At 59.7% G+C, this 16,164-nt stretch carries 17 protein-coding genes and 1 riboswitch; of the genes, 11 read left to right on the top strand and 6 right to left on the bottom strand.

The genetic code is table 11. From position 1 onward, the window contains the following. Nucleotides 1-22: 22 nt before the first annotated feature. From Q0O99_RS00450 to Q0O99_RS00440, 3 genes are all read left to right on the top strand, one after another. Nucleotides 23-616 (top strand): DUF3833 domain-containing protein, encoded by a 594-nt coding sequence (locus Q0O99_RS00450; RefSeq protein WP_293747410.1) that lies wholly within the window; start codon nucleotides 23-25, stop codon nucleotides 614-616. A gap of 122 nt (nucleotides 617-738) precedes the next feature. Further along, a complete protein-coding gene (locus Q0O99_RS00445) occupies nucleotides 739-1,509 on the top strand; it encodes an SDR family oxidoreductase (RefSeq protein ID WP_293747690.1) in 771 nt (256 codons plus the stop codon). Between the two features lie 20 nt (nucleotides 1,510-1,529). Continuing rightward, nucleotides 1,530-1,964, top strand: coding sequence for a nuclear transport factor 2 family protein (locus Q0O99_RS00440; RefSeq protein ID WP_293747408.1), 435 nt, complete (start codon nucleotides 1,530-1,532; stop codon nucleotides 1,962-1,964). Between the two features lie 31 nt (nucleotides 1,965-1,995). Here Q0O99_RS00440 and Q0O99_RS00435 read toward each other — a convergent pair whose 3' ends face one another. The 4 genes from Q0O99_RS00435 to Q0O99_RS00420 form a co-directional block, all read right to left on the bottom strand. Then, on the bottom strand, nucleotides 1,996-2,685 hold the full coding sequence (locus Q0O99_RS00435; RefSeq protein WP_293747406.1) for a substrate-binding domain-containing protein: 690 nt from the start codon (nucleotides 2,683-2,685) through the stop codon (nucleotides 1,996-1,998). Between the two features lie 43 nt (nucleotides 2,686-2,728). Continuing rightward, nucleotides 2,729-3,700: a tripartite tricarboxylate transporter substrate binding protein gene (locus tag Q0O99_RS00430; RefSeq protein WP_293747404.1), complete on the bottom strand. Its 972-nt coding sequence runs from the start codon at nucleotides 3,698-3,700 to the stop codon at nucleotides 2,729-2,731. A gap of 62 nt (nucleotides 3,701-3,762) precedes the next feature. Beyond that, nucleotides 3,763-4,737 carry a tripartite tricarboxylate transporter substrate binding protein gene (locus Q0O99_RS00425; RefSeq protein WP_293747402.1) on the bottom strand — a complete coding sequence of 325 codons (975 nt, stop codon included), beginning with the start codon at nucleotides 4,735-4,737 and terminating at the stop codon, nucleotides 3,763-3,765. Nucleotides 4,738-4,788: 51 nt separating this feature from the next. After that, nucleotides 4,789-5,661 carry a fumarylacetoacetate hydrolase family protein gene (locus Q0O99_RS00420; RefSeq protein WP_293747400.1) on the bottom strand — a complete coding sequence of 291 codons (873 nt, stop codon included), beginning with the start codon at nucleotides 5,659-5,661 and terminating at the stop codon, nucleotides 4,789-4,791. A gap of 294 nt (nucleotides 5,662-5,955) precedes the next feature. Between Q0O99_RS00420 and Q0O99_RS00415 the strand changes: the two genes are divergently transcribed. Then, nucleotides 5,956-6,642, top strand: coding sequence for a FadR/GntR family transcriptional regulator (locus Q0O99_RS00415; RefSeq protein ID WP_293747398.1), 687 nt, complete (start codon nucleotides 5,956-5,958; stop codon nucleotides 6,640-6,642). Between the two features lie 28 nt (nucleotides 6,643-6,670). On the opposite strand, the gene Q0O99_RS00410 is transcribed toward Q0O99_RS00415, so the two are convergent. After that, nucleotides 6,671-7,285 carry a glutathione S-transferase N-terminal domain-containing protein gene (locus Q0O99_RS00410; protein WP_293747396.1) on the bottom strand — a complete coding sequence of 205 codons (615 nt, stop codon included), beginning with the start codon at nucleotides 7,283-7,285 and terminating at the stop codon, nucleotides 6,671-6,673. Nucleotides 7,286-7,443: 158 nt separating this feature from the next. On the opposite strand from Q0O99_RS00410, the gene purB reads away from it, so the two are divergent. Together purB and Q0O99_RS00400 are read left to right on the top strand one after the other, a co-directional pair. Further along, a complete protein-coding gene (gene purB / locus Q0O99_RS00405; protein WP_293747394.1) occupies nucleotides 7,444-8,844 on the top strand; it encodes an adenylosuccinate lyase in 1,401 nt (466 codons plus the stop codon). A 125-nt stretch (nucleotides 8,845-8,969) separates the two neighbouring features. Beyond that, nucleotides 8,970-9,530, top strand: a complete 561-nt coding sequence (locus Q0O99_RS00400) for a YaeQ family protein (protein ID WP_293747392.1) — start codon at nucleotides 8,970-8,972, stop codon at nucleotides 9,528-9,530. A 73-nt stretch (nucleotides 9,531-9,603) separates the two neighbouring features. Here the strand turns inward: Q0O99_RS00400 and argC are convergent, their stop codons facing one another. Continuing rightward, nucleotides 9,604-10,527 (bottom strand): N-acetyl-gamma-glutamyl-phosphate reductase, encoded by a 924-nt coding sequence (gene argC, locus Q0O99_RS00395; RefSeq protein ID WP_293747390.1) that lies wholly within the window; start codon nucleotides 10,525-10,527, stop codon nucleotides 9,604-9,606. Nucleotides 10,528-10,712: 185 nt separating this feature from the next. On the opposite strand from argC, the gene sucC reads away from it, so the two are divergent. From sucC to Q0O99_RS00370, 5 genes are all read left to right on the top strand, one after another. Then, entirely contained in the window at nucleotides 10,713-11,873 is a 1,161-nt protein-coding gene (gene sucC / locus Q0O99_RS00390) for an ADP-forming succinate--CoA ligase subunit beta (protein WP_293747388.1), read from the top strand. A gap of 94 nt (nucleotides 11,874-11,967) precedes the next feature. Next, nucleotides 11,968-12,864 carry a succinate--CoA ligase subunit alpha gene (gene sucD, locus Q0O99_RS00385; protein ID WP_293747386.1) on the top strand — a complete coding sequence of 299 codons (897 nt, stop codon included), beginning with the start codon at nucleotides 11,968-11,970 and terminating at the stop codon, nucleotides 12,862-12,864. Nucleotides 12,865-13,012: 148 nt separating this feature from the next. Continuing rightward, nucleotides 13,013-13,723, top strand: a complete 711-nt coding sequence (locus tag Q0O99_RS00380) for a TerC family protein (protein WP_293747384.1) — start codon at nucleotides 13,013-13,015, stop codon at nucleotides 13,721-13,723. A 150-nt stretch (nucleotides 13,724-13,873) separates the two neighbouring features. Further along, complete coding sequence (locus Q0O99_RS00375) at nucleotides 13,874-14,356, top strand: pilin (protein ID WP_293747382.1); 483 nt, start codon at nucleotides 13,874-13,876, stop codon at nucleotides 14,354-14,356. Nucleotides 14,357-14,418: 62 nt separating this feature from the next. Then, complete coding sequence (locus Q0O99_RS00370) at nucleotides 14,419-15,885, top strand: O-antigen ligase family protein (protein ID WP_293747380.1); 1,467 nt, start codon at nucleotides 14,419-14,421, stop codon at nucleotides 15,883-15,885. Between the two features lie 167 nt (nucleotides 15,886-16,052). Next, a riboswitch (S-adenosyl-L-homocysteine riboswitch) is annotated at nucleotides 16,053-16,153 on the top strand. The last annotated feature ends 11 nt before the right edge of the window (nucleotides 16,154-16,164 follow it).

The following is a 16,164-nucleotide window of genomic DNA, read 5'->3' as shown; positions in this document are numbered from 1 at the left end:
ACGTAGACAACGGGAGTTTTCCATGCGCCATCCAAATGCCATGATCCACCGCCGCACGGTCCTGACCCGCTTGGGTGCATTGTCCATAGTGGCGGCCACGCCCTTTGTGGCCAGCTGCGCCGGGCCGCAAGTGCAAAACTACGCGCAAGAAAAACCGCTGCTGGATTTGCGCACCTACTTCACCGGCACCATCGACGCGTGGGGCGTGTTCACCGACCGCAGCGGTCAGGTGGTCAAACGCTTCACCGTGGTGATGGACTGCAGCTGGAACGGCGACGAGGGCGTTCTGGACGAAGCCTTTGTGTACTCGGACGGCACCCAACAGCGCCGCATCTGGAAGCTCAAGGCCGGACCCAACGGCAGCTACACGGGTCGCGCCGACGACGTGGTGGGTGAAGCCTCTGGTCAGGTCAGTGGCAACGCATTCCGCTGGGGCTACACCTTGGCTCTGCCGGTCGATGGCCGGGTCTGGAACGTCGATTTTGACGACTGGATGTACCTGATGGACGACCGCGTCATGCTCAACAAAGCCACCATGAGCAAATGGGGTGTGAAGCTGGGCGAAGTCACTTTGTCTTTCACGCGCCGCACGCCTTTGGCGGCTAAGTCGGGTTGATGCTCATGAACTCCCATTCCTCTGGCGTGGCCGCCATGCCCACTGAAGCCCCCGACATGGCCATGCCCAAAGCAGGCCCACAAACTGCAGCACCCGCCCCGCAGGTGCAAGTCAGAAGCTGGCTGCAGCTCAACACGCCCCTCACCCATTGGCAGGGCCGCCGGGTCTGGCTGGTGGGCGCATCCACCGGCATTGGCCTGGCCTGCGCCCAAGCGCTGCGCGCGGCAGGGGCCCAGGTGGTGGTGTCGGCCCGCAACCCACAAGGCGTGCAAGACTGGGCCGCGAAAGATGCGGGTGTGCAGTGGCGTGCACTGGACGTGAGCGATGCGTTCCAAGTGAAGGTCACGGCCCGCGCCCTGTTGGCCGAAGGCCCGCTCGACATGGTGGTCTACGCGGCCGGCACCTACCGCGCCCAACGCGCCACGGCCATGGACATCGACGACTTGTTGCAGCACGACAAGGTCAATTACCAAGGTGCTTTGCAGGTGATCCACGCGGTGCTGCCGGGCATGATCGCCCAGCGCAGTGGGCACATCAGTCTGCTCAGCAGCGTGGCGGGTTGGCGCGGCCTGCCCAATGGCTTGGCCTATGGCCCGACCAAGGCCGCCCTCACCCACTTGGCCGAGACGCTGTACATGGACTTGCAAGACCAAGGCATTGGCGTGAGCGTGGTCAACCCCGGGTTTGTCGCTACGCCGCTCACGGCGCAAAACCAGTTCACCATGCCCGCTCTGATCAGCCCCGAAGAGGCTGCGCGCCAAATGCTCAAGGGTTGGGCACAAGGCCAGTTCGACATCCATTTCCCCAAACGCTTCACCCTTTGGCTGAAATTGCTGCGCTTGCTGCCCTACCGCCTGTATTTTCCGTTGGTGCGCAAGTTCACGGGGCTTTGAGCCCGCATGGAAAGCCACACATGAACTGCCGACAAGCCACCGAAAACCTGGCGACTTTTTTTGAAACCCTGTCGCCACAAAGCGTGGCGCAGCTGCACACGATTTATGACGCGCAAGCCCGCTTTAAAGACCCCTTCAACGAGGTGCAGGGTTTGCCCGAAATCGAACAGATTTTTCAGCACATGTACGTGGCGCTGGACCAGCCGCACTTTGTCGTGACCGGCCAGGTGGTGGACGGCGCACAGGCCTTTTTGACCTGGGAATTTCGTTTTCGGTTCAAGCGCTTTGACACCACCACCTTGCAAGCCGTGCGCGGTGCCAGCCATGTGGTGTTCAACAATCAGGGTTTGGTGACCATGCACCGCGATTACTGGGATGCGGCCGAAGAGCTGTACGAAAAACTGCCGGTGCTGGGCGGTGTGATGCGGTGGCTGAAAAAGCGCGCCAACACCTGAAGCCTTTCAAAGGCGGGGCGACTGGGCGACCTCAAAACTCAAAGCCACCTTGCCTGCGCACCGCCTCAGAGGCGGGACCACTCAACAGGTTGGCCAAGAGCTGAGCCTGTTGCAGGTTTTGCGTGTGGGTGCAAATGCCCAGCGTGTAGTTGGTGTTCAACTCGAATTCAGCAGGCAGTACCGCGACCAAGTCCACACCTTGGGTGTAATTGATCTCGGTGATTTGTGTGCAGCCGATCAGCGAGCTCTCGTTGCTCAGCGCCATCGCGCCCATGGCCGTGGCACCGTTCGGGAAGATGCGGAATTTGCTGCGCAAGCTTTCATCGAGCCCAAGTGATTTGAGCACGTTCATGAAGTGGATGCCGGCCGTGGCTTTGTCCGGGTCTGGAAAGTAAATGCCCTCAGCAGTACTCATGGCCGCATGCAATTCGGCGCGGGTGCCCACGGGCGGATGTGGTGTGCCGCTGCGCACGGCCACACCGGTTTTGACCAATCCCAGCGATCGCGCACTGCCAGGAACCACGTGGCCTGAAGCGATCAGCTGCTCGATCAGGGGTTTCGTCAGAATCACGACATCGCAAGGTGCGCCGCCCACCAGTTTGTCGCGCATCATGCCCACCGCGCTGAAGGTGCCGTCGATGCGGCTGCCGGTGGCTTGTTCAAACTGGGCCTGAACGCCCTGGACCACGGCTGCGGCTGCGCCGCCACTCAATACATGCATGTTGTGCTTTCCATCAAGGGGCAAAAGTGGCCGTTGTAACGCTTCAGTCCGGCTTGGCGCCCGAGACTTTGACGATGTTGGCCCACTTGGCGATGTCGGCGTTCAGGTACTGGTCAAATTCGGGCACGCTCATCGACATGGGCACCGCACCTTGCTTGGCCCAGGCGGCTTTCACTTCGGGGTTGTTCACGATCTTGCGCACTTCGGCGTTGAGTTTGCTCACCACATCGGCCGGGGTGCCCTTGGGCGCCATCAGGCCCAGCCAGATGCTGGCTTCAAACCGGGGCACACCGGACTCGTGGACGGTCGCCAAATCCGGCAGGTTGTTTGAGCGGGTCAAGCCGGTGCTGGCCAGCGCCCGGACCTTGCCCTCGCGTGACAAAGTCGCCATGGTGGTCTCGGCATCGAACATCACATCCACCTGTCCGCCCACGATGTCGGTGCGTGCACCGGAGCTGCCTTTGTAGGGCACGTGGGTCATGTCGATGCCCGCCAAGAACTTGAACAACTCGCCCGCCATGTGGTACGGCGTGCCGTTGCCCGATGAGGCGTAATTGATCTTGCCGGGTTTGGATTTGGCCAAGGCCACCAGCTCACCCACTGTTTTGACAGGCACAGAAGGGTGTGCCACCAGCAAGAGCGCTGAATAATTGATCGGCGCGATGCCCACAAAGTCACGCATCAAGGCAAACGGCTTGGTCGGGATCAAGGACTCGTTGACGGTGTGCGTGTTCGACATCATGAGCAGCGTGTAGCCATCGGCCGCTGACTTGGCCACCAGATCGGTGCCGATGATGGAGCCTGCACCCGGTTTGTTGTCGATCACAAAGGTCTGCTTGAGTTCATCGCCCAAGCGTTGCGCCATGAAGCGGGCGTAGTTGTCGGCGGGGCCGCCTGCGGCAAAAGGCACCACGATTTTCACGGGACGGTTGGGGTAGCTTTGCGCGTGCGCCAAGCCGCTGGCCATTGCCAAAGTCAAGGCGGTGAATTTCAGGGTCTTACTCAAGTAGCTCATGGGGTGTCTCCTATGGGTTGAATGGGAAAGCGTGGGGTCAGGCTTGGGCCATGGACCTGGGGTCAATCGACCTTGCCGATGCGCTTGACCAAGGCGCTCATTTCTTTGCCATCGGCCTGCACAAAGCGCTCGAACTCGGGCGCATCTTGGTACATGAACGAGGTGCCAGCAGAAGTCAGTGCGGCCACTGCGCGCGCATCTTGTGCCGCAAAACGGGCTGCTTGTCGCAAAGCGTCCACCACAGCGGCAGGGGTGTCTGCCGGTACAAACATGCCCGCCCATTGCGAGTATTGGATCGGCACCCCCAACTCTTTGAAGCTGGGGACCTCGGGCATGCTGGCCAGGCGTCCATCGCCCCAGTGGGCCAGGGCGCGCAAGCGGCCCGAAGCGATGTGCTGTTTCACACTGGCAGGGCCCGTGGACAGCGCTTCAATTTGCCCGCCCAGCAAAGACAAGACAGCTGGACCTGCACCCGTGTAGGGCACGTGCAGCATGAAGGTCGAGGTGGCGGCCTTGAGCTGCTCCATGGGCACATGCATGGTGCCGTAGTTGCCAGACGAACCGAAGCTGATGCGACCGGGGTGGGTCTTGGCATAAGCGATGAAGTCGGCGTAAGTTTTCCAAGGGCTGTCGGCACGCACCACCAGCACCGTGGGGTCGGCCGTGAAGCGGGCCACGGGTTTGAGCTGGTTCGTTTCGTACAGAGGGGCACGCTTGAGGATTTTGTCGGCTTCTGGCAAGACCACCAAGGAGGACAAGGACATCAGCACCGTGTAGCCGTCCGCCTTGGATTTGGCAACCTGTGCCATGCCAATGCCGCCACCTGCGCCCCCTTTGTTTTCTACCACGATGCTTTGCTTGAGGTGGCGTGACATGGCTTCGGCCACGGGACGCCCCACCGTGTCGGCCACGCCACCGGGTGGGAACGGCACCACCATGGTGATGGGTTTAGTCGGGTAAGCCTGCGCCATGGCATTCAGGCCTGTGCAGGCCCATGCTGCACACAGCGTGGCGGCCAAGAGTTGTCGTTTTTGCATGTCTGGTTTCCTCGGTTGGCTTGGGTGCGCAACGGCCCGCGCGGTATGGTTTTAAACGAAACGGTTTTCGATGTGGCCCACGCCCTCGATCTCAACCCGGATCACATCGCCTTTGGCGATGTAGCGCGGCGGATTCATGCCCATGCCCACGCCAGCAGGTGTGCCTGTGGCGATGATGTCGCCGGGGTAGAGCGTGATGCCGCGTGAGATGGTCTCGATCAGGGTGGGGATGTCGAAAATCATGTTTTCAGTCGGGCCGTCCTGGCGCAACTCGCCATTGACCCAGCAGCGCACCCGGGTGTTGCGGCCATCGATCTCGTCGGCGGTCACGATCCACGGGCCCATGGGGCAAAAGGTGTCGAACGACTTGCCCATGTCCCATTGTTGGTGGCGCATCTGCACGTCGCGTGCCGTCACGTCGTTGACCACGGTGTAGCCGAACACATGCTTCATGGCGTCGGCTTGGCTGATGTTTTTGCCGCCCTGACCAATGATCACCGCCAGCTCGGCCTCGTAATCGATTTGCTCGGAGACTTCGGCGCCGGGCAGTTGCACGTCGTCGGTGGGGCCGACCACGCACTCGGGCACTTTGGTGAACACGATGGGCCAGGCTTTGGTGTCGGTGTTGCTGTCCTTGAAGACCGAGGCTTGCAGCTCTTTGGCGTGCGCATGGTAGTTGCGGCCTACGCACCACACGTTGCGGCGGGGCATGGGCAGGGGCGACTCAAGTTTGACCGAGGACACGGCCAGCGCCGCACCCGCCAAGGCAGGCAAAGGCTGCCCGGTAACCAGGGCCTCAATGAGGGGCTGTGCCCCGCGTTGGGCTTGTGATTCACTCAGGGCAAAAGCCGTGACCTGCAGACCGTCGGCCGATACCTGGCCGACATGGCGTTTTCCGTGGTGAGCAAATGTGGCGATGCGCAAAATTCTTCTCCTGGGGCAGGTGACCCGTTAGGGCTTGTTCAATAAAAAAGGTTGCAGTGCAACCAATGCAAACCATCATACGGAGTGAGGCGGCCTGGTCAAGACCCGTACCGGACAATGTGCATGAGGGTTTTTACGGGGTGATGTCGGTGTGGTACTGGGGCTTTCGCCTCGTCGTTGTGACGTTTGTGGGAGTTATGCCTTGAGCACGAGGGTGTCAGGCGGGTGTTGCCAAAGGCTGTCAACGCGAAGGTTAAATTGGTATGATTTGGTTTTTCGCCAACTTCTCACACCGTGGACTCCTCTTACCTCTTTCGCGCCACCTTGCTCGACCAGTTGCACAGCGGCCAGTGGCAGGCCGGTGAGCGTTTGCCGACCGAACGCGAGTTTGGTGAGCAGTACCAGATCAGCCGCAGCACGGTGCGCAAAGTGCTGGCCGACATGAAGGCCCAAGGGCTGATCGCCCAGACTGTGGGCAGTGGCACCTATGTCACCGACAAGGCGGTGGTCGGTGTCAGTTCGAAAAAGACCACGCCGGTTAATGCGCCCGATGCCGCCTGGCACACCAGTCCGGCCGAACTCATGGAGGCGCGCATGGCCCTGGAGCCCGCCATCATCGAGATGGTGATCGGCAACGCCACCCTGGCTGATTTTGAGCAAATGGACCACTGCTGCACACGCGCCGAAGCGGCAACCAGTGTCGAAGAGTTCGAGGTCTGGGATGGCATGTTCCACGAAATCATTGCCCGTGCCGCACACAATACCTTTGTGGCCCGTTTGTTCAAGCTCATGAACCAGGCCCGCGCCCAAGGGGAGTGGGGCATGCTGAAAAAACGCAGCCTCACGCCTGAGCGGCGTTTGACTTACCAGTCAGAACACCGCGCTTTGCTGCAGGCCATCAAAGCCCGCGACCCGGTGCTGGCCAAGGCCTTGGCCACGGAACACCTGGTCCATGTGCGGCGCAATTTGTTGAACTACTGAATGGCCCACCTTTTGGGCCCCAGCTTCATCAAGTCGGCGAGGTGTCGATGAAGCTGGGCCGCTGCGCCAACTTGTCGTGCAGCTTGTGCAGATTGGGGTATGGCGTGCGCCAGTCAATTTGAGGGAAGCGGAAATCCAGATAGGCCACGGCACAGACCACGGCAATATCGGACAGACTCAGGTGGATACCGGAACAAAATGCTTTGTCGCCCAAACCGGTGCTCATGGCACGCAGAGCGTGCTGAATCTTGTCAAGTTGGCGATCGATCCACGCCTGGCTGCGGTGGCTGTCTTCGCGGCCGGTCCAAACGGCCTCCATGCGGGCCAGCAGGGCCGCGTCCAGCAGGCCATCGGCCAAGGCTTCCCAAGTCTTGACTTCGGCGCGCTCACGACCGGCCGATGGAATGAGCTTGCCCACGGGAGACAAGGTGTCCAGGTACTCCACGATCACGCGCGAATCAAACACCGCTTCACCGGCCTCCATCACCAGACAGGGCACTTTGCCCAGGGGGTTGGAGGCGTGTATCAGGGTCTGGGCCGACCACACGTCTTCGGTGACGAACTGGTAGTCCAGCTTTTTCTCGGCCATGACAACACGCACCTTGCGAACATAAGGACTGGTGACCGAGCCAATGAGTTTCATAAATCAGAAGAATTAACAAATAAATGGATATCGGATTCTAGATTAAACAGAAGAATGTCTTTGGAGTTTTACGCAAGTTGGTGCGCCTGCGGGGGACAGGCTCGGTGCGTGCAACGGGCCGAATCGAGGTGACAGGGTGCGGGAATTACAATCAACGTATGAATTTCACCCCTATTTCTGCCCTGTCGCCGCTGGATGGCCGTTATGCCAGCAAACTCAATGCTCTGCGCCCGCTCATGAGCGAGCAGGGTTACATGCACCGCCGTGTTCAGGTCGAAATTGCTTGGTTCATCGCTTTGTCCGATGCGGGTTTTGCCGAATTCAAGCCCCTGACCTCCGGCGCACGCGCCTATTTGACAGCGTTGGTGAAGAACTTCTCAGAAGCCGACGCCGTGGCCATCAAGGCATTTGAAAAAGTCACCAACCACGATGTCAAGGCTGTTGAGTACTGGATCAAGTCCAAGTTCAAGGATCGCCCTGAGCTGGAAAAAGCGGCCGAATTCGTGCACTTTGCCTGCACCAGCGAAGACATCAACAACACCAGCCACGCCTTGCAACTCAAGGGCGCACGCGCCCAGGTCATCCTGCCGGGGCTTGATGGCCTGATTGCCAAGTTGCGTGACATGGCGCACACCTTTGCCGACGTGCCGATGCTCAGCCGCACGCATGGCCAGACCGCTAGCCCCACCACGGTGGGCAAGGAAATGGCCAATGTGGTGGTGCGCCTGAAGGGCTGCCGCGAAAAAATTGCCGCTGTGCAATTGATGGGCAAGATGAATGGCGCGGTCGGTAACTACAACGCCCACTTGTCGGCCTGGCCCGACTTTGACTGGGAAGCCTTTGCCCGCAAAGTGGTGGAAACCCCGGAGATCAGCGAAACACACAGCAGCCAATGGGGTCTGGGTTTGACTTTCCAGGCCTTCAGTATTCAGATCGAGCCGCATGACTACATGGCCGAGCTGTTTGACGCCCTAGCCCGCACCAACACGATTCTGATTGACCTGTCGCGTGACATCTGGGGCTATGTGAGTTTGGGCTACTTCAAGCAACGCCTCAAAGCCGGTGAGATCGGCTCCAGCACCATGCCGCACAAGGTCAACCCCATCGACTTTGAAAACGCCGAAGGCAACCTGGGCCTGGCCAACGCTGTGCTCAAGCACCTGAGCGAGAAGCTGCCGATCAGCCGCTGGCAGCGGGATTTGACCGATTCGACCGTGCTGCGCAACATGGGCGTGGGCCTGGGCTACACCGCCTTGGCTTATGCCTCCTTGATGACCGGTTTGAACAAGCTCGAATTGAACGAAGAAGCCTTGGCCGACGACTTGAATGGCGCCTGGGAAGTCCTGGCCGAGCCGATCCAGACCGTGATGCGCCGCTATGGCGTGCAGGGCGCTTATGAAAAACTCAAGGAAGTCACGCGTGGCCGGGCCGTCACGGCGGCCGACTTGCATGGTTTGATTCACGCTTTGGAGATCCCGCAAGCCGACAAAGACCGCCTGCTGGCCATGACGCCGGGCAGCTATGTCGGCAAGGCGGCCGAGTTGGCGCGTCGCGTCTGAGGTTTCAACGAAGACAGTCTTTACATTGCTTGTCACCCCGGACTTGATCCGGGGTCCATCTTTCCCCGCCATGGATGCCGGATCCAGTCCGGCATGACAGATGCAGGCGCAAACTCAAGAAGCCCATGGCCCTCAAATCCACCATCTACAAAACCAACCTGTCGATCGCTGACATCGACCACAGCTATTACGAAGACCACCAGCTCACGCTGGCGCGTCACCCCAGCGAGACCGACGAGCGCATGATGATCCGCCTGCTGGCGCTGGCCATCAACGCTTACAAGCTGCAGGCCGTGTGCAACGGCGACGGCAAGCTGGCCTTTGGTGCGGGCTTGTCAGACCCGGACGATCCGGACTGCAGCCTGCGTGACTTCACGGGCCGCACCCGCATGTGGATCGAAGTCGGCCAGCCCGAAGACAAGCCCATCATGAAAGCCTGCCAGAAGGCCGATGAGGTGCTGTTGTATTGCTTTAACCATGCAGCCGAAGTTTGGTGGAAAGGCATCGAGACCAAGCTCACCCGATTGGACAAGTTACAGGTCTGGCGCGTGCCCACCGAGGGCTCGCAGGAGTTGGCCAAACTGGCCGAGCGCAGCATGCAGCTGCAAGCCACGGTGCAAGAAGGCGCAGTCACCTTCAGCAGCGACAAAGGCAGCGTGCACATTGAGTTGATGCGCTGGAAATAAGGGGCACCTTTTGCGGACGGGCAGCTGTCACACCGCCGCTCAACCCCTTCTGAGCTTGGCTTGCAAAGGACTTTTACAGGCCCAGCATCAAGGAGATGTTCTGCACCGCCGCGCCGCTGGCGCCTTTGCCCAGGTTGTCCAATCGGGCGATCACCACGGCATGGCGGGCCTCTTCATTGGCAAAAACCCGAATTTCTAGCTGGTTGGTGTTGTTCAGGGCGGTGGCGTCCAGTTTGGCATCGGCCGTGGCTGGCAGCACGCTCACCCAGCCGCCTGCAGCCTGGCTGGCCGCGTAGTGCGCCTGCAAGGCCGCGTGCAGGTCAGCACCCGTGGGCTTGCCCGGCAAGCTGTCGAGATGCAGTGGCAGTTGCACCAGCATGCCTTGGCGGAAATTGCCCACGGCGGGCACGAACAAGGGCCGCGTGGTCAGTCCGGTGTAGCGCATGATTTCGGGAATGTGCTTGTGTTTAAGACCCAAAGCATAGGCTTCATGCAAGGGGGCAAGGCCCGCTTCGTAGTCTTCGATCATGGTTCTGCCACCACCGGAGTAACCACTCACTGAAGGCAGGCAGACCGGAAAATCAGCAGGCATCAGCCCCGCATCGATCAAGGGCCGCAAGATGGCGATCGCGCCCGTGGCGTAGCAACCGGGGTTGGCCACGCGCTGGGCCTGGCGTACTGCGGTGGCCTGATCGGCGGCCAGCTCGGGAAAGCCGAACACCCAATCGGGGTGGCAACGGTGCGCGGTGGAGGCGTCCACCATGCGCGGTTTGACACCGGACAGGCGGTCGATCATGGCCACCGACTCGATGGCGGCATCGTCGTGCAGACAAAGCACCACCAAATCGGCCGCTGACATCAGCTCGCGCTTGGCTTCGGGGTCTTTGCGGCGTGCCGGATCGATGCTGAGCACATCGATCTGGGCCATCAAAGCCAGGCGCTCGCGAATTTGCAAACCTGTGGTGCCTGCTTCGCCATCGATGAAAACTTTCGCCATAGGTATTGCTTTCTGAGGGGTTCTGGTGCCATGCGTCAAGTCGATGTAAGACGCAAGGTTCAGTATTGGTGCATTGCAACATGATACAGTCGCACGCTGCAGTGTCCAGAGCCTGCTGGACGGCCCTTCTTAAATGAAGGACCGCAGCGGACCGGTCGAATTCCACCCCTCTGAGAGAAGACCTCATGAAGATTCACGAGTACCAAGGCAAGGAAATCTTGCGTCAATTCGGCGTGCCCGTTCCCCGTGGCATCCCGGCGTTCACCGTTCAAGAGGCGATCGAAGCCGCTCAAAAATTGGGCGGCCCTGTGTGGGTGATCAAGGCCCAGATCCACGCCGGTGGGCGCGGCAAAGGTGGCGGCGTGAAGGTGGCCAAGACCATTGACGACGTGAAGCGCATCTCTGGCGAGATCCTGGGCATGCAGCTCGTCACGCATCAAACGGGCCCAGTCGGCCAAAAAGTCCGTCGCCTTTATATTGAAGACGGCGCTGACATCAACAAAGAGTATTACGTGTCGGTTGTGACGGATCGCGCCACCCAAAAGGTCGCTTTCATCGCATCCAGCGAAGGCGGCATGGACATCGAGGAAGTGGCGCACAGCACCCCCGAAAAAATCATCACCGAATTCATCGATCCGTTGACCGGTTTGGGCGACGCCCAAGCCAAGAAGATCTCCGACGCCATTGGCATGCCAGCGGACTCCACCGCCCAAGCCGTGGACATCTTCAAGAAGCTGTACCAGTGCTACATGGAAACCGACGCGTCGTTGGTGGAAATCAACCCCCTGAACCGCGACAGCAAAGGCAACGTGATGGCCTTGGACGCGAAGTTCAACTTCGACGCCAACGCCCTGTTCCGTCACCCCGAAATCGTGGCTTACCGTGATTTGGACGAAGAAGATCCGGCCGAAGTGGAAGCTTCCAAGTTTGACTTGGCCTACATCAGCCTGGACGGCAACATCGGTTGCCTGGTCAACGGTGCTGGCTTGGCCATGGCCACCATGGACACCATCAAGTTGTTCGGCGGAGAGCCGGCCAACTTCTTGGACGTGGGCGGCGGCGCAACCGCCGAGAAGGTCACTGAAGCCTTCAAGATCATGCTGGCCAACAAGAATGTCAAAGGCATTTTGGTCAACATCTTCGGCGGCATCATGAAGTGCGACACCATCGCCACCGGCGTGATCACCGCGTGCAAGGCCGTGAACCTGTCCGTGCCACTGGTGGTGCGCATGAAGGGCACCAACGACGAGCTGGGCAAGAAGATGCTGGCCGAATCCGGTCTGCCCATCATCTCTGCCGACACCATGGCCGAAGCCGCGACCGCCATCGTCGCAGCCGTCAAATAAATGTCTTTGTGGGACAGATCTTCAGCGCTGTCCCCAACTGATTAACTTTGCGGGACAGATCTTGAGCGCTGTCCCCAACTGATTAGGAACAAACATGTCCATCTACATCAACAAAGACACCAAAGTCATCACCCAAGGCATCACCGGCAAAACCGGTCAGTTCCACACTGAAAAGTGTCAGGAATACGCGAACGGCAAGAACTGCTTCGTCGCGGGTGTGAACCCCAAGAAGGCGGGCGAGTCCATCTTCAACATCCCAATTTATGCCTCCGTCAAGGAAGCCGCCACACAAACTGGCGCGACCGTGTCGGTGATCTACGTGCCCCCAGCCGGCGCAGCAGCGGCCATCTGGGAAGCCGTTGAAGCCGACCTGGACTTGGCGATTTGCATCACCGAAGGCATTCCCGTCCGTGACATGCTCGAAGTGCGCAACAAGATGAAGGCCAAAGAAGCCGCTGGCGGCAAGCGCACGTTGCTGCTGGGGCCCAACTGCCCCGGCTTGATCACCCCTGACGAAATTAAGATCGGCATCATGCCCGGTCACATCCACCGCAAAGGCCGCATTGGCGTGGTGTCCCGTTCGGGCACTTTGACCTATGAAGCCGTGGCGATGTTGACCGAAGTGGGTCTGGGCCAGTCCAGTGCTGTCGGTATTGGTGGCGACCCGATCAACGGTTTGAAGCACATCGATGTGATGCAGGCTTTCAACGACGATCCCGACACCGACGCCGTGATCATGATCGGTGAAATCGGCGGTCCCGATGAAGCCGAAGCCGCCATGTGGTGCAAGGCCAACATGAAAAAGCCCGTGGTGGGCTTCATCGCTGGTGTGACGGCCCCTCCCGGCAAGCGCATGGGCCATGCGGGTGCTTTGATTTCCGGTGGTGCCGACACGGCCGATGCCAAGCTGGCCATCATGGAAGCGTGTGGCTTCATCGTCACACGCAACCCCTCAGAATTGGGCAAACTGCTCAAGGCTCAGCTGAAGTAACCGGGGGTTTCCCCGGGTTGCAAGCCCGCAACCTCAATGGTGCTGTGGTTTACCACAATAGCGAAGCCGGATGTTCTGCGGAACAATTCGGCTTTTCGTTTTTTAAAATCATGACTCGCTGACCCCATTTCAGCTTCAAAGGAGTACCGTGGAAGAATTTATAACCGCTTCGTTCTGGGTCGCTGTGGCCCAGATCATCATGATCGACATCCTGTTGGGTGGCGACAACGCTGTGGTGATCGCGCTGGCTTGCCGCCAGTTGCCTCCTCACCAGCGCACCAAGGGCATCATGTGGGGCACAGCGGGTGCCATCGTCTTGCGCGTGATCCTGATCTTTTTTGCGCTCACCTTGCTGGCCATCCCCTTCCTCAAATTTGTGGGCGCCGTCTTGCTCATCTGGATTGGCGTGAAATTGCTCACCCCCGACGCCGACGACGACCACAGCAACATCCAGGGCAGCGACAAGCTCTGGGGCGCGGTCAAAACCGTCATCATTGCCGACTTGGTGATGAGCGTGGACAACGTGATCGCCATTGCCGGTGCTGCTCAAGTTTCCGGCAACCCGGATCACCAGATGCCTTTGGTCATCTTCGGCCTCTTGGTCAGCATCCCGATCATCGTTTGGGGCAGCCAGTTGGTGCTCAAACTCATGGACCGCTTCCCGATGATCATCACTGCGGGCGGCATGCTGCTGGGCTGGATCGCGGGCACCATGATGCAAACCGATCCCGGCCTTGTGGCGTATTTGCCGCAAGACAAGGTGTGGGGTTACGCCATGGGCTTGGCCGGTGCTTTGCTGGTGCTGGTTTTGGGCAAAATCATCATGGCGCGCCGCGCAGCCCCGGACAGCGCAGCTTAAACCTGACCCTCCTCTTCAGCCCCAAGTCGTCTCGCGACTTGGGGCTGTTGTTCGTTTGTGGGTTCTCTGTTCTCAACAGCGACAAACCACACTGGAGTTTGATGGGGGGATGACTTACCATCCCTATTCATTAACCAGGGAGAAAATGCCATGCAAAAAAGGCAGCAAGGTTTGACATTGATCGAGCTGATGATCGTCATTGCGATCATTGGCATTTTGGGCGCTTTGGCGCTACCGGCCTACCAGGACTACAGCATCCGGGCGCGGGTCTCCGAGATGCTGCTGGCCGCAGGCGGGTGCAAAACCGCCGCCAACGAAGCGATCACTTCGGCTTCTCAGGCCGATGTTTCTGCCACATTGCCCCTGGCCTGTGAAAACCAGACCACCAAATATGTCAGCCGCATCGGCGCCGATGCCAATGGCGTGATCACCGTGGTGGGCAACCATGAGACGCTGCGCGGCAGCACCAGCGCGTCGGCCAACAGCATCAGCTTGACGCCTATTCAGACAGGCAGTACCGCTGTCAACGGCAGCACCGATGGCGGCAAGCCCATCGCCAGCTGGCGCTGCGGGCCGGCGGCAACCAATGGCTTGCCAGTCAAATATTTGCCCGCATCGTGCAAGGCATCCTGACCTTTTTGACCCCGCTTGAACGCCCGGCCCTTGTCGGGCGGTGGTTTGTGGACTGAGCTCCGATGCCTGCGTTTCGGTCGACAGCGCAAGGCACTGGCCGCACACACCATGTGTGGCTGGTGTTTCTGTTGGCGTGGCCCTGGGTGCAGCCTTTTACCAGCCCCCCTTTGCCCAATGCGTGGCCATTGTTGATCAGCTGGACTTGCTTGGCATTGGCGTTGTTGGTGTCCCAGCGCCTGACGGTGGCCGTTGTGGTTCAAAGTTGGGCTATTGCCGCGTTGCTCAGCAGTGCCATGGGCTTGGTGCAGTTTTTTGGCCATGCCGAGTTTTGGGCACCTGCCTTGCATGTGCCCGACTATCTGGGTGACGCCATGGGCAACTTGCGCCAACGGAACCAGTTGGCCAGTTTGCTGGCCATGGGCATCTTGGCGGTGATGATCTGGCGTGCACTGGGCCTGTCCATTGCGCACAGCCTTTGGATGCTGGCCTTGTTGGCCGTGGGCATGGCTGCGACATCTTCGCGCACAGGGTTGCTCCAGCTGTTGTTCATCGGCCTGTGGATGCTGTGGCACCGTTCGGCCCCCAAAGGGCGCGAGGCATTGGCGCTCACTGCGTTCGTGCTGGGCGTGTACGTCTTGGCCTCATGGATTTTGCCTGGGCTGTTGCAGCAACTGAGTGGACAGGCCACGGACAACGCCATGGTGCGCATGGGCGCACTGGATGGCTGCGGCGGCCGCCAGGTGCTTTGGTCCAATGTGTTGCACTTGGTGGCCCAAAAACCGCTGGGCGGCTGGGGCTGGGACCAGCTGCGCTATGCGCACTACATCACCGATTACCCATCGCAACGCTTTTGTGACATGTTGGGCAACGCCCATAACCTGCCGTTGCACATGGCGTTTGTTTGGGGCGTGCCAGCCGCCTTGGCAGGGATGCTGGGTGTGGCTGTTTGGGTCATTCGTGCCAGGCCGTGGCGCTACAAAAGTGCAGGGCAACAGCTTGCTTGGGGGGTGCTCGGCGTCCTGGCGCTGCACAGTTTGCTGGAGTACCCGCTCTGGTACGGTCCCTTTCAGGTGGCCTTGCTGCTGTGTCTGTGGCTCATGGGTGGGCGGGTTTGGCAAGCTGGCCAAAACAGGGCGCGTACGACCGGCCTGAGTTTGGTTTTGCTGGGCATTTTGGCCTTCGTTGCCTACGACCATGCGCAAGTCCAACAGATTTACTGGCCTTCAGCGCAGCGCTACAGCGTCTGGCGTGGCCAAGCGCTGCAAGTGGCGCAACGTGCCTGGTTGTTTCGCGGCACGGCCTTGTTTGCGCAGGTCACCACCACGCCGGTGCAGGAAGGCAATGCCCGCGCCATGCTGGAGGACAGTTTGCGGGCCATGCACACGTCGCCCGAGCCGCGCGTCATTGAAAAACTGCTCGACAGTGCCCAGCTGCTGGGCGAAGACGCTCTGTATGAGGCGCATAAAAAGCATTTTCAGCGGGTTTATCCACAAGACTATCTGGCTTGGGTACACCATCGCCAACCTTGAACAAAAAGACCGTGCAGGTTCAAATTTTGAAAATGACCCCATTGGGCAATGGCATCAACCGACTGGTTTAAAAATGGGCAGCCAAGTACGAGGTGGGTACTTGGGTGACATAACGTCTTAGACATGCTTTGACGGCGCAATGAACGGGCAAGGTTAAAATCAGCTTCTTACCCAAGGAGCGTTGCAGCCCGCCGCCTTTAAGGTGCAGCGGGTCAGGCTTGGGGCCGTTCAATGTCTGAATGATTTTGCACAACGACGCTCACCTTCAATTCCAAGGTG

The organism is Limnohabitans sp. Rim8 (genome assembly GCF_945901735.1).
GTDB lineage: Bacteria > Pseudomonadota > Gammaproteobacteria > Burkholderiales > Burkholderiaceae_C > Limnohabitans_A.
The sequence above is the reverse complement of the archived record's forward strand: the minus strand, read 5'-3'. Positions and strand labels throughout refer to the sequence as shown.